This is a genomic window from Sphingomonas sp. PP-CC-1A-547 (assembly GCF_003610375.1).
Classification (GTDB): Bacteria; Pseudomonadota; Alphaproteobacteria; order Sphingomonadales; family Sphingomonadaceae; genus Sphingomonas.
This window is the reverse complement of record NZ_RAPZ01000010.1, coordinates 256,877-279,591: the sequence shown is the minus strand read 5'-3', so window position 1 is coordinate 279,591 and position 22,715 is coordinate 256,877. Positions and strand designations below refer to the sequence as shown.

The 22,715-nt window shown below is 65.4% G+C and carries 24 protein-coding genes and 1 tRNA gene; 12 read left to right on the top strand and 13 right to left on the bottom strand.

The window, feature by feature from the left end; translation table 11 throughout:
• Window positions 1-96 precede the first annotated feature (96 nt).
• The 8 genes from C8J39_RS19025 to C8J39_RS02015 all read left to right on the top strand — a co-directional run bounded on the left by C8J39_RS19025 (window position 97) and on the right by C8J39_RS02015 (window position 5,901).
• Entirely contained in the window at window positions 97-297 is a 201-nt protein-coding gene (locus C8J39_RS19025; protein ID WP_243649691.1) for a hypothetical protein, read from the top strand.
• The gene (locus C8J39_RS19020) at window positions 276-530 is read left to right on the top strand and encodes a hypothetical protein (protein ID WP_243649690.1); all 255 of its coding nucleotides are present in this window, start codon (window positions 276-278) and stop codon (window positions 528-530) included. The genes C8J39_RS19025 and C8J39_RS19020 overlap by 22 nt, the downstream gene beginning before the upstream one ends.
• Window positions 531-578: 48 nt before the next feature.
• Entirely contained in the window at window positions 579-1,439 is an 861-nt protein-coding gene (panB, locus tag C8J39_RS02040) for a 3-methyl-2-oxobutanoate hydroxymethyltransferase (RefSeq protein WP_120299108.1), read from the top strand.
• Between the two features lie 72 nt (window positions 1,440-1,511).
• A complete protein-coding gene (locus tag C8J39_RS02035; RefSeq protein WP_120299107.1) occupies window positions 1,512-2,252 on the top strand; it encodes a tetratricopeptide repeat protein in 741 nt (246 codons plus the stop codon).
• A complete protein-coding gene (locus tag C8J39_RS02030) occupies window positions 2,249-3,571 on the top strand; it encodes a PQQ-binding-like beta-propeller repeat protein (RefSeq protein ID WP_120299106.1) in 1,323 nt (440 codons plus the stop codon). The genes C8J39_RS02035 and C8J39_RS02030 overlap by 4 nt, the downstream gene beginning before the upstream one ends.
• Window positions 3,572-3,766: 195 nt before the next feature.
• Window positions 3,767-5,152, top strand: a complete 1,386-nt coding sequence (gene der, locus C8J39_RS02025) for a ribosome biogenesis GTPase Der (protein WP_056062647.1) — start codon at window positions 3,767-3,769, stop codon at window positions 5,150-5,152.
• A gap of 2 nt (window positions 5,153-5,154) precedes the next feature.
• Window positions 5,155-5,376, top strand: coding sequence for a sulfurtransferase TusA family protein (locus tag C8J39_RS02020; RefSeq protein ID WP_120299105.1), 222 nt, complete (start codon window positions 5,155-5,157; stop codon window positions 5,374-5,376).
• 84 nt (window positions 5,377-5,460) lie between these two features.
• Window positions 5,461-5,901 (top strand): Hpt domain-containing protein, encoded by a 441-nt coding sequence (locus C8J39_RS02015; RefSeq protein ID WP_120299104.1) that lies wholly within the window; start codon window positions 5,461-5,463, stop codon window positions 5,899-5,901.
• 70 nt (window positions 5,902-5,971) lie between these two features.
• Here the strand turns inward: C8J39_RS02015 and bfr are convergent, their stop codons facing one another.
• From bfr to purL, 4 genes are all read right to left on the bottom strand, one after another.
• Window positions 5,972-6,487: a bacterioferritin gene (bfr, locus tag C8J39_RS02010; RefSeq protein WP_120299669.1), complete on the bottom strand. Its 516-nt coding sequence runs from the start codon at window positions 6,485-6,487 to the stop codon at window positions 5,972-5,974.
• A 103-nt stretch (window positions 6,488-6,590) separates the two neighbouring features.
• A complete protein-coding gene (locus C8J39_RS19015; protein WP_082441433.1) occupies window positions 6,591-6,761 on the bottom strand; it encodes a bacterioferritin-associated ferredoxin in 171 nt (56 codons plus the stop codon).
• Between the two features lie 81 nt (window positions 6,762-6,842).
• On the bottom strand, window positions 6,843-8,093 hold the full coding sequence (locus C8J39_RS02000; RefSeq protein WP_120299103.1) for a DUF418 domain-containing protein: 1,251 nt from the start codon (window positions 8,091-8,093) through the stop codon (window positions 6,843-6,845).
• Between the two features lie 1,478 nt (window positions 8,094-9,571).
• The gene (gene purL, locus C8J39_RS01995) at window positions 9,572-11,800 is read right to left on the bottom strand and encodes a phosphoribosylformylglycinamidine synthase subunit PurL (protein WP_120299102.1); all 2,229 of its coding nucleotides are present in this window, start codon (window positions 11,798-11,800) and stop codon (window positions 9,572-9,574) included.
• A 200-nt stretch (window positions 11,801-12,000) separates the two neighbouring features.
• Between purL and C8J39_RS01990 the strand changes: the two genes are divergently transcribed.
• On the top strand, window positions 12,001-12,399 hold the full coding sequence (locus C8J39_RS01990) for a DUF1842 domain-containing protein (protein WP_120299668.1): 399 nt from the start codon (window positions 12,001-12,003) through the stop codon (window positions 12,397-12,399).
• 2 nt (window positions 12,400-12,401) lie between these two features.
• Here the strand turns inward: C8J39_RS01990 and map are convergent, their stop codons facing one another.
• Window positions 12,402-13,229 carry a type I methionyl aminopeptidase gene (gene map, locus C8J39_RS01985; RefSeq protein ID WP_120299101.1) on the bottom strand — a complete coding sequence of 276 codons (828 nt, stop codon included), beginning with the start codon at window positions 13,227-13,229 and terminating at the stop codon, window positions 12,402-12,404.
• A gap of 51 nt (window positions 13,230-13,280) precedes the next feature.
• Here map and C8J39_RS01980 point away from each other — a divergent pair, with 51 nt between their 5' ends.
• Entirely contained in the window at window positions 13,281-14,039 is a 759-nt protein-coding gene (locus C8J39_RS01980; protein WP_120299100.1) for a molybdopterin-binding protein, read from the top strand.
• Between the two features lie 25 nt (window positions 14,040-14,064).
• On the opposite strand, the gene C8J39_RS01975 is transcribed toward C8J39_RS01980, so the two are convergent.
• Together C8J39_RS01975 and C8J39_RS01970 are read right to left on the bottom strand one after the other, a co-directional pair.
• Window positions 14,065-14,481 (bottom strand): HIRAN domain-containing protein, encoded by a 417-nt coding sequence (locus tag C8J39_RS01975; protein ID WP_120299099.1) that lies wholly within the window; start codon window positions 14,479-14,481, stop codon window positions 14,065-14,067.
• Between the two features lie 111 nt (window positions 14,482-14,592).
• Window positions 14,593-14,668 (bottom strand) — tRNA-Ala (locus tag C8J39_RS01970).
• A 236-nt stretch (window positions 14,669-14,904) separates the two neighbouring features.
• Here C8J39_RS01970 and C8J39_RS01965 point away from each other — a divergent pair.
• Together C8J39_RS01965 and C8J39_RS01960 are read left to right on the top strand one after the other, a co-directional pair.
• Window positions 14,905-16,287 carry a DUF2171 domain-containing protein gene (locus C8J39_RS01965; protein ID WP_183037921.1) on the top strand — a complete coding sequence of 461 codons (1,383 nt, stop codon included), beginning with the start codon at window positions 14,905-14,907 and terminating at the stop codon, window positions 16,285-16,287.
• Window positions 16,288-16,428: 141 nt separating this feature from the next.
• Window positions 16,429-17,418: an NADP-dependent oxidoreductase gene (locus tag C8J39_RS01960; protein ID WP_120299098.1), complete on the top strand. Its 990-nt coding sequence runs from the start codon at window positions 16,429-16,431 to the stop codon at window positions 17,416-17,418.
• A 123-nt stretch (window positions 17,419-17,541) separates the two neighbouring features.
• Here the strand turns inward: C8J39_RS01960 and C8J39_RS01955 are convergent, their stop codons facing one another.
• Genes C8J39_RS01955 through C8J39_RS01930 form a run of 6 tightly spaced genes read right to left on the bottom strand, consistent with a single transcriptional unit; the run spans window position 17,542 to window position 22,663 of the window.
• On the bottom strand, window positions 17,542-18,510 hold the full coding sequence (locus C8J39_RS01955) for a magnesium and cobalt transport protein CorA (protein ID WP_120299097.1): 969 nt from the start codon (window positions 18,508-18,510) through the stop codon (window positions 17,542-17,544).
• Window positions 18,511-18,548: 38 nt separating this feature from the next.
• Entirely contained in the window at window positions 18,549-19,343 is a 795-nt protein-coding gene (locus tag C8J39_RS01950; protein WP_120299096.1) for a MetQ/NlpA family ABC transporter substrate-binding protein, read from the bottom strand.
• A gap of 8 nt (window positions 19,344-19,351) precedes the next feature.
• Entirely contained in the window at window positions 19,352-20,014 is a 663-nt protein-coding gene (locus C8J39_RS01945; protein ID WP_060524190.1) for a methionine ABC transporter permease, read from the bottom strand.
• Window positions 20,011-20,745: a methionine ABC transporter ATP-binding protein gene (locus tag C8J39_RS01940; RefSeq protein ID WP_056062685.1), complete on the bottom strand. Its 735-nt coding sequence runs from the start codon at window positions 20,743-20,745 to the stop codon at window positions 20,011-20,013. The genes C8J39_RS01945 and C8J39_RS01940 overlap by 4 nt, the downstream gene beginning before the upstream one ends.
• A complete protein-coding gene (locus tag C8J39_RS01935) occupies window positions 20,742-21,758 on the bottom strand; it encodes an LLM class flavin-dependent oxidoreductase (RefSeq protein ID WP_120299095.1) in 1,017 nt (338 codons plus the stop codon). Before C8J39_RS01935 ends, C8J39_RS01940 begins: the two co-directional genes overlap by 4 nt.
• Window positions 21,758-22,663 carry a RimK family alpha-L-glutamate ligase gene (locus C8J39_RS01930; RefSeq protein WP_120299094.1) on the bottom strand — a complete coding sequence of 302 codons (906 nt, stop codon included), beginning with the start codon at window positions 22,661-22,663 and terminating at the stop codon, window positions 21,758-21,760. Before C8J39_RS01930 ends, C8J39_RS01935 begins: the two co-directional genes overlap by 1 nt.
• Window positions 22,664-22,715: the final 52 nt, after the last annotated feature.

Below are 22,715 nucleotides of genomic sequence, written 5' to 3'. Positions count from 1 at the left end.
GGTTCCGGATTCCAGACATCTTGCATGCCCGCATGCTCTTGCGCGTAGCCTCCACTGCGCGCAGTCTGTTGCCGAGAAACTGGCAGGGGCGGCGACATGTTCTTCGTACGACAGGGGCCCTTGTGGTTCCGCATGACGACGGGCGTGCTCGTTCTCTGGGGCCTCGTCGGATGTTTCATGTGCCTGCAACAGCTTAGGCTCGGCGCCGACGCGATGGGGCAGGCGAGCGCCTATGACCGCGCGCTCTATGCGGCGCTGCCAACTGGTATGATCCGTTGTTCGCCGTCGCGGTCCTGACCGGCCTGATCGGTGCGGTGCTGCTGTTCATGCGGCGCGCCAGTGCGCGTCCGTTCCTGATCGCATCGCTGGTGGCGACGATCGCACAGTTCGGCTGGCTGTTCGCCTCGACCGATATCGTTGCGCACAAGGGCGCGAGCGAGACGCTGGGGTTGCCCTTCGTCATCATTGCGATTGCCGCCTTCACGCTCTGGCTCGTCGGCCATGCGCGGCTGAAGGGCTGGGCAGTATGACGCGCACGACACTGGGCGAGCGCGACGCCGCACGCTATTAGCGCCGCCATGTCCACGACCTACACCCTCGACACCGCGACGAGTCGCGCCAACCCGACGCCCGCGCCGCTCAAGCGCCTGACGATCCCCGCGATCCGCCGCCAGAAGGGCAAGACGCCGCTCGTCATGCTCACCGCTTACACCGTGCGGACGGCGCAACTCCTCGATCCGCACTGCGACATGCTGTTGGTCGGCGATAGCCTGGGCCAGGTGATCTACGGCCTGCCCTCGACCGTGCCCGTAACGCTGGACATGATGGCGGCGCACGGCGCGGCGGTGGTGCGGGGCAGCTATCATGCGGTGGTCGTCATCGACATGCCGTTCGGCAGCTACGAAGCCTCACCCGAAAAGGCGTTCGAAAGCGCGGCTTTCCTGCTCAAGCAGACCGGCGCAGCGGCAGTGAAACTCGAAGGCGGCACCGTGATGGCACCGACCGTCAAGTTCCTGACCGAGCGTGGTATTCCGGTGATGGGCCATGTCGGACTCACCCCACAGGCGGTCAACGTCCTCGGCGGCTACGGCGCCCGCGGTCGTACGCCCGAGGAAGCCGCCAAGATCGTCGCCGACGCGCAAAGCATCGCCGAGGCCGGCGCGTTCTCGCTGGTGATCGAAGGCGTGGTCGAGCCGATCGCGATCGAGATCACCAACTCGATCGCCTGCCCGACGATCGGCATCGGTGCATCGGCGCAGTGCGACGGTCAGGTTCTGGTGACCGAGGACATGCTCGGGATGTTCGACCGGACCGCGAAGTTCGTGAAGCGGTTCGCCGACATCGCCGACACGATTTCCTCCGCGACGCAGACCTATGCGGACGACGTCCGATCGCGCGCGTTTCCGGGTGCTGAGCAGGTCTACGCGCCCAAGGATTGATCCGCTTCCGTTTCGGTTCCGGCGCGGCTAAGGTCCGCGCCGCCCACCCCCTCACTATTCCCGGAGCATTCCTTGGCCCTCCCGCCGAAAACCGATCAAGCATTCCTGCGTGAGGTCGACGAAGAACTGCGACGCGACCAGCTCGCCGGGTTCTGGACGAACTGGGGCAAATGGGTCGTGGTCGGCGTCGTCGCCGCACTCGCGGCTCTCGCCGGCTTTCTCTACTGGCAGCATCACAATGGCGAGGCCGCTGGTGTCGAAGGCGAGCAGCTTCAGGCCGCTTACGATTCACTCGGCGCGAACAACGCCGCGGCGGCGTCGAAGCCGCTCGCCGAACTCGCGAAGTCGAACCGCGACGGCTACCGCGCACTCGCGCTGTTCACGCAGGCCGACGTCCTTCTCCAAAAGGACGACCTGAAGGGCGCCGCTGCCAAGCTGGGCACCATCGCTGCGGATACGTCGCTGGCAAAGCCGTTCCGCGATCTCGCGCTGGTTCGCCAGACCTCGGCCGAGTTCGACACGCTGAAGCCGCAGGTCGTCGTCGAGCGGCTTCGTCCGCTGGCCGTGCCCGGTGGTCCGTGGCTCGGCAGCGCGGGCGAGATGGTCGCGATCTCCTATCTCCGCATGAACCAGCGCCAGCAGGCGGGGGCCATGTTCGGCCAGGTCGCGCGCGATACCGGCGTGCCCGAGACGATCCGTCAACGCGCGGTTCAGATGGCGGGCGTACTGGGTGTGGACGCTGTTGCCAGCACGGGCGCTACTGCCAGGGTGATCACTCCGGCTGCATCAAACGAGGATACCAAGGCGCAATGATGAAGACATATCGGGTGACGGTCGCCGTCGCCGCGCTGGTGGCGCTCAGCGGTTGCGGGATTTTCAAGGGCAGCGTGAAGAAGACGCCGACGCTCGGCGACCGCGTGTCGATCCTGGTGTCGGAGAACGAGGTCGAGACCGACAAGACGATCGCCGACGTCCAGGTCCTGTTGCCGGCGCCTGCGGTCAACGACGCCTGGGCCCAGCCCGGCGGCAACCCCGCCAAGTCGATGGGCCAGCTCGCGCTCGCCGACCAGCCCAAGCGTCTCTGGCAGGCCGGTATCGACGGCGGCTCGAACCGCGAGCGCCTTGGCGCGGCGCCGGTCGTCGCCGACGGCAAGCTGTTCGTCACCGACGTCACCGCGACGATCCATGCCTTCACCGCCGACACCGGCGCCGCGCTGTGGAGCGCGGGGATCACCGAGGGCAAGATCAACAAGGCGGCGCGCTTCGGCGGCGGCGTCAGCTATGACGACGGCAAGCTCTACGCCACCGACGGTGTCGGCGACGTCGTCGCGATGAACGCAGCGGACGGCAAGATCCTCTGGCGCGCCAAGCCTGGCGCGCCGCTCCGTGGTTCGCCGACCGTCGCCAATGGCGCGGTCTATGTCCTCACGCAGGACAACCAGGTCTTCTCGCTCAACCAGACCGACGGCAAGGTTCAGTGGGTCCAGTCGGGCACGCTCGAGACGCAGGGCGTGTTCGGCGTCGCGGCACCCGCCGTGAGCCAGGGTACCGTGGTCGCCGGCTTCTCCAGCGGTGAACTCAGCGCGTATCGCTACGAGAACGGCCGTATCCTGTGGCAGGACGCGCTGTCGCGCACGTCGATCACGACGTCGGTGTCGAGCCTGTCGGACATCGACGCCGCACCGGTCATCGACGGCGGCCGCGTGTATGCGGTCGGGCAGGGTGGCCGCATGGTCGCGCTCGAACTGTCGACGGGACAGCGTCTGTGGGAGCAGAACTTCGCCGGCATCTCGACCCCGTGGATCGCGGGCGAGTGGCTGTTCGTTGTGACCGACGACGCGCGTCTGGTCTGCCTGTCGCGTTCGAACGGCAAGGCACGCTGGATCGCGCAGCTTAAGCGGTTCCAGAACGAGAAGAAGCGTAGCAACGCGGTCACCTGGTTCGGGCCGATCCTGGCCGGCAACCACCTCGTCCTGACCAACTCGCGCGGCGAGATCAATTTCGTTTCACCGACCGATGGCACGGTAAGCTCGACGATCGAGACGAAGACGCCGTTCTCGCTGCCACCGATCGTGGCGAACTCGACGCTTTATACGCTTGACCAGAAGGGTAAGGTCACCGCGTACAGGTGACGTAGACTCCCTCGCCCCTTCGGGGAGGGGGAAGGGCCCCGCCGCGTTTGCGGTGGGAAGGGTGAGGGGAATGAGGCTCAGATCGCTCACCCCAACTCCCCCTTACCCTACCGTCGCCTACGGCTCCTCCCTCCCTCTCCGCGGAGGGGCGAGGGACTAGGTGACCTTTGGCGCGACACGCGCTAAGGGCACGGCATGTCCAAACTCCCCGTGGTCGCGATCGTCGGCCGCCCAAATGTCGGCAAGTCGACTCTTTTCAACCGCCTCGTCGGCAAGAAGCTCGCGCTAGTCGACGACCGGCCCGGCGTCACGCGCGATCGCCGTGAAGGTGACGCATCGCTGATCGGCCTCGAATTCCGCATCATCGACACCGCCGGTTATGAAGACCACGACGCGCAAACGTTGCCCGGCCGGATGCGCCAGCAGACCGAAGCCGCCGTCGAGCAGGCCGATGTCGCGCTGTTCCTGTTCGACGCGCGCGCCGGCATTGTCCCGCTCGACGAAGAGATCGCGCGCTGGCTCCGCACCGCCGACGTTCCCGTCCTTCTCGTTGCCAACAAGGCCGAAGGTCGTGCAGGCGAAGACGGTATTCTCGAATCGCTCGCACTAGGCTTCGGCGACCCGGTCCAACTCTCTGCCGAGCACGGCGAGGGTATGGGCGACCTGTTCGAAGGCCTGCTCCCGCTACTCGAAGGCAAGGAAGAGCCGCCCGAGGAACAGCCCGACAATGAATATGAGGGCCCTCTGAAGCTCGCGATCGTCGGCCGCCCGAACGCGGGCAAGTCGACGCTCGTCAACCGCATTCTCGGTGAAGATCGCATGATCACCGGCCCCGAAGCCGGCATCACGCGTGATTCGATCAGCGTCGACTACGACTGGCATCCGACCGGTGGCGAGGCGCGGAAGGTGCGCCTGATCGACACCGCCGGCATGCGCAAGCGCGCCAAGGTTCAGGACAAGCTCGAGAAGATGTCGGTCGAGGACGCGCTCCATGCGGTCGATTTCGCCGAAGTCGTCGTGTTGCTGCTCGACGCGACGCTGGGACTCGAGGCGCAGGATCTCCGCATCGCCGACAAGGTGTTGCAGGAGGGCCGCGCGCTCGTCATCGCGCTCAACAAATGGGATATCGCCGAGAGCGCATCCTCGCTGTTCAACGGCGTCAAGCGCGCACTCGAAGACGGCTTGTCGCAGGTAAAGGGCGTCACGGTGATGACCGTGTCCGGCGCGACCGGCAAAGGCATCGACCAATTGCTGCAAGCCTGCTTCGACACGCGTGATGCATGGTCCAAGCGTGTCGGCACCGGTGAACTCAACCGCTGGTTCGAGCGCGCGATCGAGGCGACACCGCCGCCGGCGCCGGGCGGCAAGCGGATCAAGATGCGCTACGTCACGCAGGTCAAGACGCGTCCGCCGAGCTTCGTCATCTTCGGCACGCGCGTCGATCAGTTGCCGGCTAGCTACGAGCGGTATCTGGTCAATTCGATGCGCAAGGATCTGGGCTTCGGGGCGGTCCCTGTCCGGCTGATGTTCCGCGCGCCGAAGAATCCGTACGACGACGGCAAGGGCGGCGGCGGCCACTAGGCATGGTGTCGGGCGTGGTCCGTATCGACGCCAGGGGCATGCGTTGCCCTTGGCCCGCGGTACGGCTCGCCCGCGCGTTGCGGGCCGGTGCCACCCGCGTCGAGGTGATAGCGGACGACCCTCAAGCCCCGACCGAACTCGCGGCGGTCGCGGCGTCCGCCAATGCAACAATAGAAATCGTTTTGAATGTATCTATTTCAGTCTTTGTCGTAACTTGTCGTTAGTTTTTCAACACTGTGTTTACCTAGGTTATGTATGATACGGCTCTGACCTTCATGGCGCTATTTGCTTAACGGGAGAAGGCGACAGTGGCGTTCGAGGGAAGCACCCTGATCAATTGGCCCGCGTTCGTGCAGGCGCGCAACGAACTTGGCGCGGGATTTGGCCGCATCCTCGGATATTTTCGTGAGGACGGCGTGAAGTCGGTTGCTGCCATCGAGGCGGCGATGCGTGCGCTCAATGCGGCGGCGATGGTGATTCCCGCGCATACGCTCAAGGGTGAAGCGCGGCAGTTCGGGGCGGAGCCGCTTGCCGATCTCGCGGAGGCGATCGAGACGATTGCGCGCGATTGCCTGGAAATGCAGGACACGCCCGACGAGGCGTTGGAGCATATCGTTCGGTTGCGGCCGCTGTTCGTCGAGACTCTGACGCTGCTGGAGCGCGAGGCCAATCCGATCGTGGCCCGTAAGCCCGTTGCGGGCGGTGGGTTTGGGCGTCGCGCCGTACCGACTGGGTTCGGCGGGGAATAAATTCGTCGCCAGACTGGCGGACAATGCAGCCCTGTCATCTCACCTTTCCGCGAGATGACAGGGGGGTGGATCAGGCCTTCAAATACGGCGCCGCGCCGGCCTTCGGCGAATCATGTTCCGAGATCGAGTTGAGCTGGATGTAGTTGTGGATACCCATCCGCGCGATCATCTCGAACTGGCGCTCGAGCGTGTCGACATGCTCTTCCTCGCTGGCGAGGATGCGGGCGAACAGGTCGCGGCTGATATAGTCCTTGACCTCTTCGCAGTACGAGATCGCGCCCTTGAGCTGGACGGTGGCCTCGACTTCGAGCGCCAGATCCGACTTCAGCACTTCCTCGACGGTCTCGCCGATGCGGAGGCGGCCGAGCAACTGGAAGTTGGGCAGGCCATCGAGGAACAGGATGCGCTCCGACAGCCAGTCGGCGTGCTTCATCTCGTCGATCGATTCCATCCGCTCGTACTGGGCGAGCTTGTAGACGCCCCAATGCTCGAGCATCCGGTAATGGAGCCAATATTGGTTGACCGCGGTCAGCTCGTTCTTGAGCGCCTCGTTCAGGAATTCGATTACTTGGGGGTCGCCGCGCATGGCCATATCTCCGTCACCTCTGAGGAGCATGTAGCGGGCTGACACAGATTAGCACAACCCCCAAAAATGGCGGTTTTCCGGGCTTTCTTAGCTGTTGCGACGCTTATGCAGCGGCGCGTTCCTCGTCGATAATCGCTCGCGCGATCGATGTGCACTGGCCGCATTTGGGTTTCCGGCCCATCGAGCGGAAGGCTTGGCACGGTGTCGTGCAACCGCCGCGTGCGCAGTTGCGAACGTCGGATTCTCGTATGGCATTGCAAACGCAGACGACCATGGGAACTCCCTAGCTGTAAGCACGGGATACGGATAATGCGAACCACTCGCAAGCTGTTTTGCGTCTTATTCGCAAATAGCGTCATCGGTTGGCCGTGAACGCCGAACCGCGCATCGGCTGCCACGCGAAGCGGGAGAGGCTGCGCCATAGCCATTCGAGCGGACCGTAGCGGAAGCGGTCGAGCCACGGCTTCGACCAGGCGAGCATCAGCAACCAGATCGACACGACGACGAGGTATAGCTGGGCGCGGGAGAGGTCGCCGTACAGTCCGAAGCCGTAGCCGTAGAAGATGGTGGTGCAGATCAGCGTCGTGCCGAGATAGTTGGAGAACGCCATCCGACCTGCCGCGGAGACACGTGTCGTCAGCCAGCCGCCGGGTCGTGCGAGCAGGATGATCGCGGCCGCATAGCCCATGATCGTGAGCGGCCTAAGCGGGGTCGCAAGCGCCAGCCACGACAGGGCAACGTACCGTGCGTCGAACCCGTGGGCGATGTCGAAAATCGCGATGGCGGCGTAGGCGGCCCAGCCGATCGTGATGCCGGCGGCGGCCACGACGGCATAGCGCTTTCGTGACCAATCGCCGGTCAGCAAGCCGGATCGCAACCCGGCCATGCCGAGCAGCATGAAGCCGAGCGTTTCCGGGCCGGTAGCGGTCAGCGACGTGATCGGCCCGACCGCGTGTTGCCAGCGCCACGCGACCATATCGCTCCATCCGCCGCGCCCGACGGCCAGTTCGCGCGCGACGCCGGCGGGGGAGGGCTGGCCGAACTGATCCGCCAGCGATTGCCAGTTGGCGATGATCCGCGCCGTTGCACCGGGTCGGTGCGCGGCGGCGTAAAGGTCAAACGTATAGGCGACGAGCGTCGTCAGCTCGACCGTCTGGAGCGCGATGCAGGCGAGCCCGACGCCGATCAGCCAGCGGACCGGCAACCGCGCGAACATGTACGCGAGCGCGCCGACCAGAGCGTAGTGCGCGAGGATGTCACCCCACCACAGAAGGTACAAATGCGCGATGCCGAACACGAACAGCCATGCCATGCGGCGCAGGTGGACGGTCGCCGGGTCTTCGCCGCTTGCCTCGGCCCGGTCGATGACGAGCAGCATCGATGCGCCGAACAGGAACGAGAACAGCCCGCGCATCTTGCCGTCGATGACGATGAAGGTGGTGGTCCAGGCGATCAGGTCTGGCGTGCTCGGCGCGCCCATTGAGGCGGGGGTCATGTAGGCGAATTCGGGGAAGCCGAACGCGGCAATGTTGGCGGCGAGGATACCCATGACGGCGACGCCTCGAATGAGGTCGAGCGTGGCGATCCTGGTGGGGGTGGGGGTCATGCTGAATGCCGGAAGTGCACGAAGTGCAGACGCTGGTGCAGCATTTCGCGGGAGCGTTGCGCTGGTTGGAATGCGGGGCTTTTGATGCCGGCGATGGTCGTGGCGTCGACGCCGTGGAGGACGTCTGGCGTGGCCATTTTGGTGGGGGTGGGGGTCATGCGAAATGCCGGAAGTGCACGAAGTGCAGACGCTGGTGCAACATTCCGCGGGAGCGTTGTGCTGGTTGGAATGCGGGGCTTTCGACGTCGGTAATTGTCGCGGAGTCGGCGCCGTGGAGCACGCCAAGATTAGCGATTTTGGAGGGGGTGGGGGGCATGCGGAACGCCGGAAGTGCACAAAGTGCAGACGCTGGCGCAGTATTTCGCGGGGCTGTTGCAGGGGTAGAGGCATGACATGGTCGCGTTCGGCTGCACTTTAGGAGTAGTCGGCTTTGGCTGGGTTGGACGGACCTAGGCAGCGCTTGATCGACACTTGGGTTCGGGCGCGGCGTCTTGGTAGCGCGGTAGGAGAGTAATGCGGTCATGGTTCGACGCTGGCATATCGCGGTGGTGTAGGACAGGGCGCTTTGACGGGAACCTTAGGTAGCGTGGCGTGTCGTTTTGGCGGATCCGCTATCCGGTCGATGATCTACGTCAACTGTCGTTTCTGCGCGATGCCCTGCCGTACCTTGTGGTCCTCCGAGCCGCTCCGCCTCTCCCGTTACTCTAGGGGAAGCTGGGGTATTGCCGTTGGCGAGCGCTGTGGCCCGATGCGGGAGATCCCAGCTTTCGCTGGGATGACGGAGAGGGGGAGGTCGTCGAGCTCTGCTTTGGCTCGATCGGACGACATCTCTTGGTTCGTTGTTCTCCCGCGAAGGCGGGAGCCCAGACTGGTTCCCCGCCTTCGCGGGGAAACATGGTGGAAGCGCGGCGGCTTCTCAGTGTTGCCACCCCGGCGGAGGCCGGGGCCCAAATTGGGGGACGGTTGTGACTGGGGCCAGCGCTTCGTTACTGCGGCTTTCCCGGTTGGGCCCCGGCCTTCGCCGGGGTGGTTCCTCCTTGTTGGCCGCGCGCGCTCAATCGCCCCCGAATCCATCATGCCAGCGCCGCGTCTACCCCCATCAGTTTCGGGAAGAAGCTCTCGTGCGCCGTCCGCAGCGTGTCGAGCGCGATGACGTCGCCGAGCTCTGCTTTGGCTCGATCGGACGACATCTCTCGCATCCTTGTTCTCCCGCAAAGGCGGGAGCCCAGACTGGGTCCCCGCCTTCGCGGGGAAACATTCTGTGGTTTGAGGTTGCTCCCTTACCCCGAAGAAGAACCACCCCGGCGGAGGCCGGGGCCCAGTTGGGGAACGGCGATGATGGAGCGCGGTGCTCCGTTACCTCGGCCTTCCCAACTGGGCCCCGGCCTTCGCCGGGGTGGCGCTCGTGGGGGCAGGCAGTTGCAAGCAACGGTAGCCCGCGGCAGGCTGCGTTCTAGTTCGGCCGCCGTCGCGTTGCCTTAAGCCAGCGCGGCGTCGACGCCCATCAGCTTCGGGAAGAACCCCTCGTGCGCGGTGCGCAGCGTATCGAGCGCGATGACGTCATCGCGGTCGGGGCGTTCGAAGATCAGGCGCTTGCCGCCGGTGCGGCCTAGCGGCTCCGCCTCGACGTCGGCGGCGTGTGCCGCACCGAGGAAGTCGAGCAGCGAATGGTCGTCGACCGTGACGATGTAGACCCCCTGGTCCTCCGCGAAGAACGAGCGCGCGCAATCGAACGGCTGCTTGCGGTCGATCATCGCACCGATGCCGCCGGCGAGCGCCATCTCGGCCAGCGTCACCGCGATGCCGCCGTCGGAGACGTCGTGGACCGCGGTCAGTTGGCCCAGCGCGATCGCTTCACGGATCAGGTCGCCGACGCGGCGTTCCGCGGCCAGATCGACCGGCGGCGGCGGGCCGGCGTCGAGCTGTTCGCGGCCGTGGCATTCGCGTAGCCAGAGCGACTGGCCGAGATGACCGCCGCGCGTGCCGACCGCGAGGATGATGTCGCCCGAGCCCTTGAACGCGATCGTCGCATTCTTCTGCCAATCCGCCAGCAGGCCGATCGCGCCGATCGCTGGCGTCGGCAGGATCGCCGACCCGCCGCCCGTCGCCTTCGACTCGTTGTAAAGCGAGACGTTGCCCGAGACGATCGGGAAGTCGAGCGCGATGCAGGCGTCGCTCATGCCTTCGAGGCAGCCGACGATCTGGCCCATGATCTCGGGGCGCTGCGGGTTGGCGAAGTTGAGGCAGTTGGTGACGGCCAAAGGCAGCGCGCCGACCGCGGTCAGGTTGCGCCACGCTTCGGCGACCGCCTGCTTGCCGCCCTCGACCGGGTCGGCGAAGCAATAGCGCGGGGTGCAGTCGGTGGTCATCGCCAGCGCCTTCTGCGTGCCGTGGACGCGGACGACTGCGGCGTCGCCACCGGGGCGCTGGACGGTGTCGGCGCCGACCATGTGATCGTATTGCTCCCAGATCCAGCGGCGCGAGGCGACGTCTGGCGAGCCCATCAGCGTGAGCAGGTCGGCGGCGATGTCGCTGCTGTGCGGCGCGTTGGCGAGCGGCGCGGGCTTGGGTGTCGGAACATGCGGGCGGTCGTACAGCGGCGCTTCGTCGGCGAGCGGCCCGAGCGGGATGTCGCAGACGGTCTCGCCCTTGAAATTCAGCACCATGCGGCCGGTGTCGGTGACGCGGCCGATAACCGCGAAATCGAGCTCCCACTTCTTGAAGATCGCCTCGGCCTCGGCTTCGCGGCCGGGCTTGAGGACCATCAGCATGCGCTCCTGCGATTCCGAGAGCATCATCTCGTACGGCGTCATGCCGGTCTCGCGCTGCGGCACGTCGTCCATCGTCAGCTCGATGCCGACGCCGCCTTTCGACGCCATTTCCACGGCCGAAGACGTAAGGCCCGCCGCGCCCATGTCCTGGATCGCGACGATGACGTCGGTCGCCATGAGTTCGAGGCAGGCTTCGATCAGCAGCTTCTCGGTGAACGGGTCGCCGACCTGCACGGTCGGGCGCTTGGCGTCCGAATCCTCGCCGAAATCGGCCGAGGCCATCGTCGCGCCGTGGATGCCGTCGCGGCCGGTCTTGCTGCCGACATAGACGATCGGATTGCCGATGCCCGAGGCTGCCGAATAGAAGATCTTGTCCTGGTCGGCGATCCCGACGGTCATCGCGTTGACGAGGATGTTGCCGTCGTACGCGCTGTGGAAGTTCACCTCGCCGCCGACGGTCGGCACGCCGACGCAATTGCCGTAGCCGCCGATGCCGTGGACCACGCCCGAGATCAGGTGGCGCATCTTGGGGTGATCGGGCCGGCCGAAGCGCAGCGCGTTGAGGTTGGCGATCGGCCGCGCGCCCATCGTGAAGACGTCGCGCAGGATGCCGCCGACGCCGGTCGCCGCGCCCTGATAGGGCTCGATATAGGACGGGTGGTTGTGGCTCTCCATCTTGAAGATCGCCGCCTGGTTGTCGCCGATATCGACGACGCCGGCATTCTCGCCCGGGCCGCAGATGACGCGGGGGCCCTTGGTGGGCAGCTTCATCAGGTGGATCTTGCTGGATTTGTAGCTGCAATGCTCGGACCACATGACCGAGAAGATGCCGAGCTCGACCATGTTCGGCTCGCGGCCGATGGCGCGCAGGACGCGCTCATATTCTTCGGGGGACAGGCCGTGGTCGGCGACGATCTGCGGTGTGATCTCGGTCATGGGGCGGCAGATAGCGGTGCCGGCGGTCCGCGTCACCCTTTGTACGTCAGATTCCTGTGGCGGAGCCACGTAAGAGGTTTCGGGGCCAGTCCATACGCGTCCCGACCGGTTCGTTTCGGACCCAATCCCGCTGGACTCAACAGTCGTCCCGTGAGGAACTCCAGTAACGGATCAGCATGGATCCGGAGGAGGAAATACTCATGACCGAGCCGGTTGGATATTACCAAGTAAAGCTGGACGTCAAGCATGGCGGATTTGCAGGCGCGCCGACGCTTCATCTCGATCTCGGCGTGAATGCACCGACCGGACAAATCTCCGGATCGGCGCAAATCACGCAAGCATTGCCACCACCTTACGGCACGACCGTCATTCCCCATGTCACGGGTGGGATCCTGCACACTGGGTTCGGGCACGATACGTTGCTCGTGCACGTCACCGGCCAATATGTCGTTTCGGTGCCACCACCCGGAATCGGATCGTATCTCGCCCACTTCAGCGCCGCGCTTGCCGTGGCCAAGGATTGGAACGGCAAGGGTTCGTTCGAATATAGCGGCCACGTCATCACCGACTGTACGGTGAAGAACGTGTCCGCAGGCTGACGCTATACGTAAGGCGGCTGCGTGTAGCCCTTGGCGCTTAGCGTGAAGATCTCGCAGCCGTCTTCCGTAATGCCGATCGAATGCTCGAACTGCGCGGACAGCGAGCGATCGCGCGTGACCGCCGTCCAGCCATCGTCGAGCAGCTTCACGTCGGGGCGACCAATGTTGATCATCGGCTCGATCGTGAAGATCATCCCGGGGCGAAGCTCGGGGCCGGTGCCGGGCTTGCCGACATGGACGACTTCGGGGGCGTCGTGGAACAGCCGGCCGACGCCGTGGCCGCAGAAATCGCGGACCACGCCGTAGCGGTGCTTTTCGGCGTGACGCTGGATCGCGTTGGCGACGTCGCCCATGCGGTTGCCGGGCTTGGCCTGCTCGATGCCGATCATCAGGCATTCGTAGGTGACTTCGACGAGGCGGCGCGCCTTGATCGGCACGTCGCCGATCAGGTACATCCGGCTCGTGTCGCCGTGCCAGCCGTCGAGCAATGGCGTGACGTCGACGTTGACGATATCGCCCGATTTCAGAGTCTTCTCGCTCGGGATGCCGTGGCAGACGACATGGTTGATCGAGATACAGACACTGTGCGTGTAGCCGCGATAGCCGAGCGTCGCGGGCACGCCACCGCCGGCGACGATGAAGTCGTAGATCAGCCGATCGATCTCGGCCGTGGTCACACCCGGCACCATGTGCGGCACGATCATGTCGAGGGTTTCGGCGGCGAGGCGACCCGCCTTCATCATGCCTTCGAACGCGGCGGGGCCGTGGAGCTTGATCGCGCCGGTGCGCGCGTCGGGCTGGTCCGAGGTGACGGTTACATATTCGGTCATGACGCGCGATATAGCGTGGCGGGCGCGGTTTTGCGAGGCTATGCCAAGAACATGGTAGAGGAACGCATCTGGACGGCCGCGCTGACGATCATCGGCGACGAGATCCTGTCGGGCCGCACGCAGGACAAGAACGTCGCGCAGATCGCGGCGTGGCTTAACGTGCAGGGCATTCGCCTCGCCGAAGTGCGCGTGGTCGCCGACAAGACCGAGGCGATCGTCGAGGCGGTCAACACCTTGCGCGCGCGCAACGATTACCTGTTCACGACCGGCGGGATCGGGCCGACTCACGATGACATTACGGTGGACGCGATCGCCGAGGCGCTGGGCGTCGCGGTCGAGCATCATCCGCGGGCGATGGCGGTGCTGGAGGAATATTATGCGATACGTGGCGGGCTGACCGAAGCGCGGGCGCGGATGGCGCGGGTGCCGGTCGGCGCGGACCTGATCGACAACAAGGTGTCGGGCGCGCCGGGGATCCGGATCGGCAACATCTTCATCATGGCGGGCGTGCCGCACATTACGGCGGGGATGCTCGACGCGCTGACGGGGACGCTGGAGGGCGGGCGGCCGGTGGTGTCGAAGACGATCGGGTGCTGGGTCGCGGAGAGCGAGGTCGCCGACATCTTGCGCGACGCCGAGAAGACGCATGAGGGCGTCGCGATCGGGAGCTATCCGTTCTTCCGCGACGGCAGGACGGGCGCGAATTTCGTCGTGCGGAGTTCGGACGAGGCGCTGGTCGACCGCTGCCTCGCGGACCTGACGCGCGATCTCGAAGCGACCGGTCGCGTGGTCACTGCGCAGGGTATCTAGTTCATCCCATTCGGGGGGGAATGCGTCACGCGCCCCATTCGGGACCCTCGGGGTCGGGGTAGAACGCGTCGGGATCGAACGACGCCGGGCGGGGCTGTGATGGCGTAGGTGCTTCGGGATCCGGCAGTGTCGGTGCGCCGCCGCCGAAGCGGATGCGGACATAGCCGTAGCTGCCGACCAGGGCCTGGAATATGGCAAAATGCTCCTCCTCCTGCATCCGCCGTCCGATCAGCGGGGCACGTTCGGCGGACAGATAGCCCATCTGCACGCCGCGCCCGCTGAACACCGCCACCGCATTCGCATCATACGGATTCTTCGGCTCGCGACGCAGGTCGACAGGTTCGCCGGGAGTGCAGAGCATCAATTCCATGCGGCGGTTGCTCTTGCTCTTGTCCGCGTTGGGGAAGTCGATGCCGACCACGTTGCACGTCAATTCGTCCATGCCGGACGATAGCGTGGCAACTGCGCGCATGAAAGGCGCATGGCAGATGTGGGGTACAGCTTAGGCACGCGACGTGTTGGATGCTCGTCGACTTGCTGTTGATATGCCGCGTGGTGGAGCCACGGGGAATCGAACCCCGGACCTCTGCAGTGCGATTGCAGCGCTCTCCCATCTGAGCTACGGCCCCGCGCGGTTGGCCATAGGCCAGGATGGTGATCTAGCGGCTCGATTTGGGCGTTGCAACCGGGTTGGTGAGGCTGCGCAAGTCGGCCTCCGGCATGTCGTCGCAACGTAGCGTCGGGTCGCCGTCAAGCCGCCGCAATCGCAGGAACATTCCGCCAGTTTGGCGTTTGTAGTCCTCGGAATGTACGACCCCGCGATCGACGGGGCCGGCAGCCGCAGGACAGCAATTAGGAGGTTCCTATGGTCTACGAACGCAACACCCGAGATCGCCAGTCGGGCGACTATTACGGTCGGCCGAACTCGAACGATTATGGTCGCGATTTCCGCGCAGACGGTGGCGGCTATGGTCGTTCCAGCGCGCGTGAATATGAAGCCGCTGGCGAATATGACCGCGACGACAACCGCAGCGGCCGCGACCAGGGATATCAGGGGCGTGACGACCAGGGACGCGGCGATCAATATGGTCGCGAGCAGGGCGGCCGTGACTATTATGGCGGCCACAATGACCGCTCGCAGCCATCGGGCGGCGATCGCTACGGCCAGTCGCGCTATGGCCAGGGATCGGGTCAGGGTTACGGGCAGCAGGGCTATGGCCAGCAGCGCTCCGGACAGCGCTATGGCCAGCAATCCTACGGCCAGCGCAGCCAGGGTTCGAGCGATACCGAATATCATGGCAGCTATGCTTCGGACGGTCGCCGCTTCGAGGATGTAGGCCGCAACCGCGACGCCGATGACGACAACCGCAACTCTTCGCGCGGCGGCAGCCGTAACGAGGGGCGTGACTATGGTCGCCAGCCCCAGGGTTACGACTATGACGATCGCGGGTTCATCGCACGCGCAGGCGACGAAGTTCGTTCGTGGTTCGGTGACGACGAGGCCGAGCGCCGCCGCGAAGCCGATGCGCGCTATGACGAGCGGTCCTATGGCAACTCGGACAATCGTGCGTTCGGCAATCGCTCGTCGAACACGCATGACGACCATTACCATAGCTGGCGCAGCACGCAGATCGCGGCGCTCGATCGCGACTATGACGAGTATCGTAGCGAGAACCGCTCGAAGTTCGAGAATGAATTCTCGTCGTGGCGCAACGAGCGCCAGGGTCAGCGTAGCTCGCTGTCGCAGGTTACCGAGCATATGGAAGTCGTCGGGTCTGACGGCAGCCATGTCGGCACGGTCGACAAGGTGAAGGGCGACCGGATCCTGCTGACCAAGAACGACCGCGATGCAGGCGGCGTGCACCACTCGATCCCGTCGCGCTGGATCAAGACCGTCGACGGCAAGGTGACGTTGTCGAAGTCGGCCGATGAGGCCAAGGCGGCTTGGAAAGAAGAGGAGCGCAACTCGGCGATGTTCGAGTACGGCGATCGCACGGGCGGCGACAAGAAGGATGCCGGCACCAGCGGTTATGCTTCGAGCTCGCAGACGGGCAGCACGGCGACCAGCACGGCATCGGGCACCGGCACGACCACCGGCAGCACGACGACCGGCGGCACGACGACCGGCGGCACGACGACCGGCGGCACCACGACCGGCGGCACCACGACCGGCGGCACCACGACCGGCGGCACCACCACTGGCACGACGTCGGACACGCTCGGCAAGTCGGGTTCGACCACGTACTAACTGGTTGAAAGCGTTGGCTGGCGTCGCATGATGTCAGCCGAAAAGGGGCCCGGGCGGAAACGTCCGGGCCTTTTTGCAGGTTGCGTAAGGTGTGCGTTTCGCCATACCCGCAACACGAATAATCAAGACAGGAGCAAGTTTATGGCCCGTGCATGGAGCCTGAAGGCACGTCCGCAAGGCATGCCAAAGCATACTGACTTCGCCATGATCGATCTCGACCAGTCGACGCTCGGCGCCGGCGAGGTGCGGATCGCCAATCGCTGGCTGTCGGTCGACCCGTACATGCGCGGGCGGATGAACGACGTGAAGAGCTATGTCCCGCCATTCGCGCTGGGCGAGGCAATGCAGGGCGGTGCGGTCGGCGAAGTGGTCGAGAGCAACGACGACGGCATCAAGGTCGGCGACATGGTGCTGCACATGGCGGGCTGGCGCGACGAGGCGGTCGTGCCGGCCGCGCAGGTGCAGAAGCTGCCCGCGCTCGACGTACCCGCGCAGGCGTTTCTGGGTCAGCTCGGCATGCCGGGAATGACGGGGTATTTCGGCCTGCTTCAGGTTGCCGAGGCGAAGGCGGGCGACACGGTGTTCGTATCGGCGGCGGCGGGTGCGGTCGGATCGACCGTGGTGCAGGTCGCCAAGGCCAAGGGCATGACGGTGGTCGGCTCGGCCGGCGGCGCGGAGAAGTGCGCGTGGGTGAAGTCGCTCGGTGCGGATGCGGTGATCGATTACAAGAGCGACGTGCCGGTGGTGAAGGCGCTCGGCGAGGCTGCTCCGAAAGGTATCGACGTGTATTTCGACAACGTCGGCGGCGAGCATCTCGATGCGGCGCTGGCGCATGCGCGGATGCACGCGCGGTTCGCGGTGTGCGGGATGATCGACGTGTACAACAGCGGCGCGGCGACGCAGCTGAAGTACCTCGCGCGGCTGATCGGTAACCGCGTGCAGATCCGCGGGTTTATCGTCAGCGACTACATGAATCGTGCCGAGGAGTTCTACAAGGACATGGGCGGGATGCTGGCGGCGGGGACGCTGAAGCGGCAGGAGACCGTGCACGAGGGGCTCGAGACGATGCCGGATGCGTTCCTGGGGCTGTTCTCGGGTGGTAATACGGGGAAGATGCTCGTCAAGGTTTGAGCGGGAGCCGGCCGGGGGATGAACTTTGGCATGTGTCTCGGCCGCTCTCTTGTTCTCCCGCGAAGGCGGGAGCACAGTCTGGGTCCCCGCCTCCGCGGGGAAACAAGCTAAGCTAGGTCCCCGCTACAGCCACTTCGCCTGCTTGAACTTCACGTACAGGGCGGCGCAGACGACACCGATCACCCCCAGCACGACGAAATACCCGTATTCCGTCTTCAGCTCGGGCATGTTCTCGAAGTTCATGCCGTAGATTCCCGCGATCGCGGTGGGGACGGCGAGGATCGCGGCCCAGGCGGCGAGCTGGCGGGTGATGGCGCCGGTGCGTTGCTGTTCGAGCAAGTTGCTGAATTCGAACACCGACGTCAGCACTTCGCGCAGGCCCTCGACCATCGTCTGGACGCGACGGACGTGATCGAGCACGTCGCTGAAATACGGTTTCGCCTCGGTATCGATGCAGGGGAGATCGAGGCGGACGATCTTGCCCGCGACCTCGCCCATCGGTCCTAGGATTCTCTGGAAGCGGATCATCTCGCGCCGGAGCCCGAAGATGCGGACGATTTCGTCGCGGCCGAGGAATGCGTCGATCGTGCGTTGTTCCATCGCCAGCACTTCGTCCTCGATGCTCTCGACGATCGGCAGATAGCCGTCGACCACGTAATCCAGGATCGCGTGGAGGACGTAGTCGACGCCGTTGATGAGCAACGTCGGTGCGGCTTCGAGTTGTTCGCGGAGTGCCTTGTGCGAGCGTGCCGAGCCGTGGCGGACGCTGATGATGTGGCTGTGGCCGACGAAGATCGCGGTCTCGCCATATGCGATCTTGTCGTCTTCGAGCTGCGCGGTGCGGGCGACGACGAAGAGCTGGTCGCCATAGACGTCAACCTTGGGCAGTTGGTCCGCCTTGATCGCGTCCTCCACCGCCAGTGGGTGGAGGTTATACTGGTCTTTCAGCGTCCGCATCTCGGCGTCGGTCGGGTCGCAGATGCCGATCCAGACGAACTCCGAGCGATCCGCGGGGCAATCGACCTTTTCGTCGATCGAGACCGCGCGGACGCGCTTGCCATGGCGATAGAGATACGCGGCGACGACCGTCATGGAGCCTCAGAATTACGCTAACGAGGCCCGCGCCGGTATCAGAACGCCGGGAGGACCGCACCCCGATAATGCTGCTCGATGAAGGTCTTGGTGGCCGGGCTGCGCAATGCCGCGATCAGCTTCACAACGCGCGGGTCCTTCTCGCCACCGGGCAGGCCGACGACGAAATTGACGTAGGGGCTGTTCTTGTCCTCGATCGCGAGCGCATCGCGGACCGGGTTGAGCTTCGCGTCGAGCGCGTAATTGGTGTTGATCAGCGCGAGATCGACCTCGCCGAGCGTGCGGGGCAGCGTCGCACCCTCCAGCTCCTTGAACTGCAGGTTCTTGGGGTTGGTGGCGATGTCGTTGAGGCTCGCCAGCGGATTGGTCGGGTTCTTGAGCGTGATCAGCCCGGCCTTTTGCAGCAGCAGCAGCGCGCGGCCGCCGTTGCTCGGCTCGTTCGGGATCGCGACGGTCGCACCGTTGGGGATCTGCGCGATCGACTTCCACTTGCGCGAATAGGCGCCGAGCGGTTCGACATGGACGCCGGCATAGGTGACCAGATGCGTGCCGCGCGAGGCATTGAACTCGTCGAGATACGGCTTGGTCTCGAAATAGCTGACGTCGATCTGCTTCTGCTCGACCTGGAGGTTGGGCTGGACGTAGTCGTTGAAGACGCGGATCTGGAGGTCGACGCCTTCCTTGGCGAGCGTCGGCTTGATCGATTCCAGGATCTCGGCATGCGGCACGGCGGTCGCGGCGACGGTCAATGTCTTGCCGTCGTTGGTCTTGGTGCCACCGCAGGCGGCGAGCGCGAGCAGCGAGAACGAGGCGAGCAAAGTGCGGCGGTTCATGGCGGTTCCTAGCGGCGGGTGAAGTGGCGGGCGAGCGCGTCGCCGGCATATTGGATGATTTGGACCAGCACGACCAGCAGCACGACGGTGACGACCATGACGTCGGTCTGGAAGCGTTGATAGCCGAAGCGGATCGCGAGGTCGCCAAGCCCACCCGCGCCGACCACGCCCGCCATCGCGGTGAACGAGACGAGCGCGACCGCGGTGACGGTGGCGCCGGCGATCAGTCCGGGGAGTGCCTCGGGGATCAGCGCGCCGGTGACGATCTGGCGCGTGGTGGCGCCCATCGCCTGCACCGCCTCGATCGTGGTGCGGTCGACTTCCTTGAGCGATCCCTCGACGAGCCGTGCGTAGAAGGGTGCGGCGCCGACGACGAGCGGGGGGATCGCGCCGGCGACGCCTAGCGAGGTGCCGACGAGCATCACGGTGAGCGGGATCATCACGATCAGCAGGATGATGAACGGCACCGAGCGGAGGACGTTGACGATGATCCCGAGCACGGCGTTGGCGACGCGGTTCTGCGACAGGCGGCCCCGGTCGGTGAGGTAGAGCAGGACGCCGAGCGGCAGGCCGAACGCGATCGTGAGGATCAGCGATCCGCCGAGCATGATCAGCGTGTCGAGGCAGGCCTGGCCGATGTCCGACCAGTCGATGTTGGCGAAGAAGCTCATGCCGCCAGCGCCGCCAGCATGCGCTGCGTTGCCGGGTGGGCGGCGTTGGCGAAGATGTCGGCGACGTCGCCGGTCTCGACGATGCGGCCGCGTTCGAGGACGGCGACGCGGTCGCAGACGTAGCGTACAACGTCCATTTCGTGGGTGATCAGGACGATCGTCAGACCGAGGTCTCGGTTGAGGTCGCGGAGGAGAGTGAGGACCGAGCGGGTGGTTTCGGGATCGAGTGCGCTGGTCGCTTCGTCGCAGAGCAGGATGTCGGGGTCGGTGGCGAGCGCGCGGGCTATGCCGACGCGCTGTTTCTGGCCGCCGGAGAGTTGGGCAGGGTATTTTGCGGCGTGATCGGCCAAGCCTACGCGGTCGAGCAGCGCGGCGACTTTCGTCTCGCGCTCGGCTTTGGATACGCCCGCGAGCACCAGCGGGAACGCGACGTTCGCCGCGACCGTGCGCGACGACAGCAGGCCGAAATTCTGGAAGATCATGCCGATCCGGCGGCGTAGCGCGCGCAGATCCGCGGCGGACAACGCGGCTACGTCGACGCCATCGACTTCGACCCGGCCCGAAGTCGGGCGTTCGAGTGCGTTGATCAGGCGGATCAGCGTCGACTTGCCCGCGCCGGACTGGCCGATGACGCCGAACACGCCGCTTGCTGGAATCTCCAGCGAGACCCCGTCGAGGGCTGCTGCTTCGCTTGCCGGGTAGGTTTTAACAACGTCGGTGAGGCGGATCATGCGGAGCCCATCACCTGCACCGCGAACCGCTCCATCTCTTCGGCCTGCGGACTCATCTGGAGCAGCAGCAGGTCGAGACCGGCGGCTTCGTACTCCGCCACGCGCTCCTTCAACTGTTCGGGCGTGCCGACCAGATTGGGGCGCAGGCCGCGGTTGGAGACGGAGTATTCCTGGATCTTGAGTTCGCGTTCGAGCTGCGTGCCCGACAGCCACTGGTCGAAATTCGCATAGCCGGCGGGGAGTTCGGTGACGCTGGTGATGCGGTCGAGCTCGCGCTTCGCCTCCGCCTCGCTGTCGCGGACGATCGCGTAGGCGGCCATGCCGTACTGCATCGGCGCGCCGCCAGCTGCTTCGCGCCGCGCCGCCATGTCAGCGATCTTCGGCGCGATCGCGTCGGCCGGGTCGCCATGCATGACGTAGGCATCGCACTGCGCGGCGATCATCGCCTTGGCCTTCTCGCTTTCGCCGCCCGCGTAGACGGTCGGGCGCTTGGCGGGCTTGGGCGCGCAGATCGCCTGTTCGGTGGTGTAGAACTGGCCCGCGAAGTCGAAGCGCTCCTCGGTCCACAGCCCATCGACGACGGTCAGCCATTCGGCGGTGCGTGCGTAGCGATCGTCGTGCTGGTCGAACTGGAGGCCGTATTGCTTGGCCTCGTCCGCCCACCAGGACGACACGACGTTGAGCGCGAGGCGTCCGCCCGAAATCCGGTCGATGTTCGCCGCCGCCTTGGCGAACAGCGCGGGGTGGTGGAAGTTCGGGCGGACCGCGACCATCAGCTCGATGCTGCCGGTCACCGCCGCGAGCGCCGCCGCGGTCGACCATGCGTCCAGCGCGGGCTGTTCGATACCCTTGATATCGTTGAGATTCAGCTCGGCGATCAGCGTCAGGTCATAGCCCCAGCGCTCGGCATTCTGTGTCAGCGCCTTGGTGTACGCCCAGCTCGCCTCCATACCCTCGTCGGGGACGTTGCGAAGCCAGCCGCCGAAGACGGGAGTCCAGTAACCATAGCGCATCAGCGGGCCTTCTCGATCTGTTCGACGAGGTAATCGACGAGGCGGTCGTGCGGATCCCAGCCGAGCACATCCAATGGCTTGGCGACGAAGTTCGACAACGCGTTGATGTCGTAGAAGCGCGCGATGCCGTCGCGGTCGTCGATCATGACTTCCACGCCGCCGACGTCGAGATCGACGGCCCGGGCGATCGCTTCGGCGGCGTCCTTCAGGGCCTGCGAAGGCTCGACTGCGGCCATCTTGATGCCGGAGCCGGGGACGACGCATGCGTCCGCGGGGCAGAGATCAAACGCGCCGGCGCCGGCGACGTCGATCGCGTAGAGGAACTTGCGGTCGAGCGTCTCGATCCGGGTGATCGCGCCGTCGCGGACCGGGACGTATTCCTGCACCAGCAGGACCCCGTCGACGCTGCTCGGCAGTCCGGCATCGGCGACGGCGGTGCGCAGCTCTTCGAGGCTGTCGAAGCGGATGATGCCTGCGCCCGAACCGCCGATGTTCGCTTTGACGACCAGCGGGAAGCGGAGCGTCTGCGCGGCGGGGATGACGTCGGCGGCGCGGTGAACGACGCGGGTCTCGGGGATCGCAAGGCCGAGCGAGGCGATCAGCGACAATTGCCGGGCTTTCGACGCGTCGATCGCGAGGACGTCGGTGCCGTTTACCACGCGCGCACCCGTTCGGTGCCAGTGATCGAGCATCGCCATCGTGTCGAAGATCGGATGCTCGCCGCTTCGCAGGAAGCTCGACATCGCGATCCGGTTGAAGACGACGGGGGCGGGGGCGCTCAGGTCGGCGGGGTTCCAGAAGCCGTCGGGCTTGGCGCGGGTGAACGCGACGCCGCGGCGGTCGAGGGCGGCGAACAGCGGTTCGAACCAGAGCGGGTGCTCGTAGAGAATGGCGAGATCGGTCATCGCTCCCCGGATACGCATTGCGTGCGGGCGTGCAAACCCAAGCAAAACTTTG

Bases quoted from the DNA above. Each gene is read 5' to 3' on its own strand.
- C8J39_RS19025 (WP_243649691.1), top strand. From the start codon at position 97: ATGTTCTTCGTACGACAGGGGCCCTTGTGGTTCCGCATGACGACGGGC.
- panB (WP_120299108.1), top strand. From the start codon at position 579: ATGTCCACGACCTACACCCTCGACACCGCGACGAGTCGCGCCAACCCG.
- C8J39_RS02030 (WP_120299106.1), top strand. From the start codon at position 2,249: ATGATGAAGACATATCGGGTGACGGTCGCCGTCGCCGCGCTGGTGGCG.
- der (WP_056062647.1), top strand. From the start codon at position 3,767: ATGTCCAAACTCCCCGTGGTCGCGATCGTCGGCCGCCCAAATGTCGGC.
- C8J39_RS02020 (WP_120299105.1), top strand. From the start codon at position 5,155: ATGGTGTCGGGCGTGGTCCGTATCGACGCCAGGGGCATGCGTTGCCCT.
- bfr (WP_120299669.1), bottom strand. From the start codon at position 6,487: ATGCGCGGCGACCCCCAAGTAATCGAATTCCTGAACGAGGCGCTCAAG.
- C8J39_RS19015 (WP_082441433.1), bottom strand. From the start codon at position 6,761: ATGGTCGTCTGCGTTTGCAATGCCATACGAGAATCCGACGTTCGCAAC.
- C8J39_RS02000 (WP_120299103.1), bottom strand. From the start codon at position 8,093: ATGACCCCCACCCCCACCAGGATCGCCACGCTCGACCTCATTCGAGGC.
- purL (WP_120299102.1), bottom strand. From the start codon at position 11,800: ATGACCGAGATCACACCGCAGATCGTCGCCGACCACGGCCTGTCCCCC.
- C8J39_RS01990 (WP_120299668.1), top strand. From the start codon at position 12,001: ATGACCGAGCCGGTTGGATATTACCAAGTAAAGCTGGACGTCAAGCAT.
- map (WP_120299101.1), bottom strand. From the start codon at position 13,229: ATGACCGAATATGTAACCGTCACCTCGGACCAGCCCGACGCGCGCACC.
- C8J39_RS01980 (WP_120299100.1), top strand. From the start codon at position 13,281: ATGGTAGAGGAACGCATCTGGACGGCCGCGCTGACGATCATCGGCGAC.
- C8J39_RS01975 (WP_120299099.1), bottom strand. From the start codon at position 14,481: ATGGACGAATTGACGTGCAACGTGGTCGGCATCGACTTCCCCAACGCG.
- C8J39_RS01965 (WP_183037921.1), top strand. From the start codon at position 14,905: ATGGTCTACGAACGCAACACCCGAGATCGCCAGTCGGGCGACTATTAC.
- C8J39_RS01960 (WP_120299098.1), top strand. From the start codon at position 16,429: ATGGCCCGTGCATGGAGCCTGAAGGCACGTCCGCAAGGCATGCCAAAG.
- C8J39_RS01955 (WP_120299097.1), bottom strand. From the start codon at position 18,510: ATGACGGTCGTCGCCGCGTATCTCTATCGCCATGGCAAGCGCGTCCGC.
- C8J39_RS01950 (WP_120299096.1), bottom strand. From the start codon at position 19,343: ATGAACCGCCGCACTTTGCTCGCCTCGTTCTCGCTGCTCGCGCTCGCC.
- C8J39_RS01945 (WP_060524190.1), bottom strand. From the start codon at position 20,014: ATGAGCTTCTTCGCCAACATCGACTGGTCGGACATCGGCCAGGCCTGC.
- C8J39_RS01940 (WP_056062685.1), bottom strand. From the start codon at position 20,745: ATGATCCGCCTCACCGACGTTGTTAAAACCTACCCGGCAAGCGAAGCA.
- C8J39_RS01935 (WP_120299095.1), bottom strand. From the start codon at position 21,758: ATGCGCTATGGTTACTGGACTCCCGTCTTCGGCGGCTGGCTTCGCAAC.
- C8J39_RS01930 (WP_120299094.1), bottom strand. From the start codon at position 22,663: ATGACCGATCTCGCCATTCTCTACGAGCACCCGCTCTGGTTCGAACCG.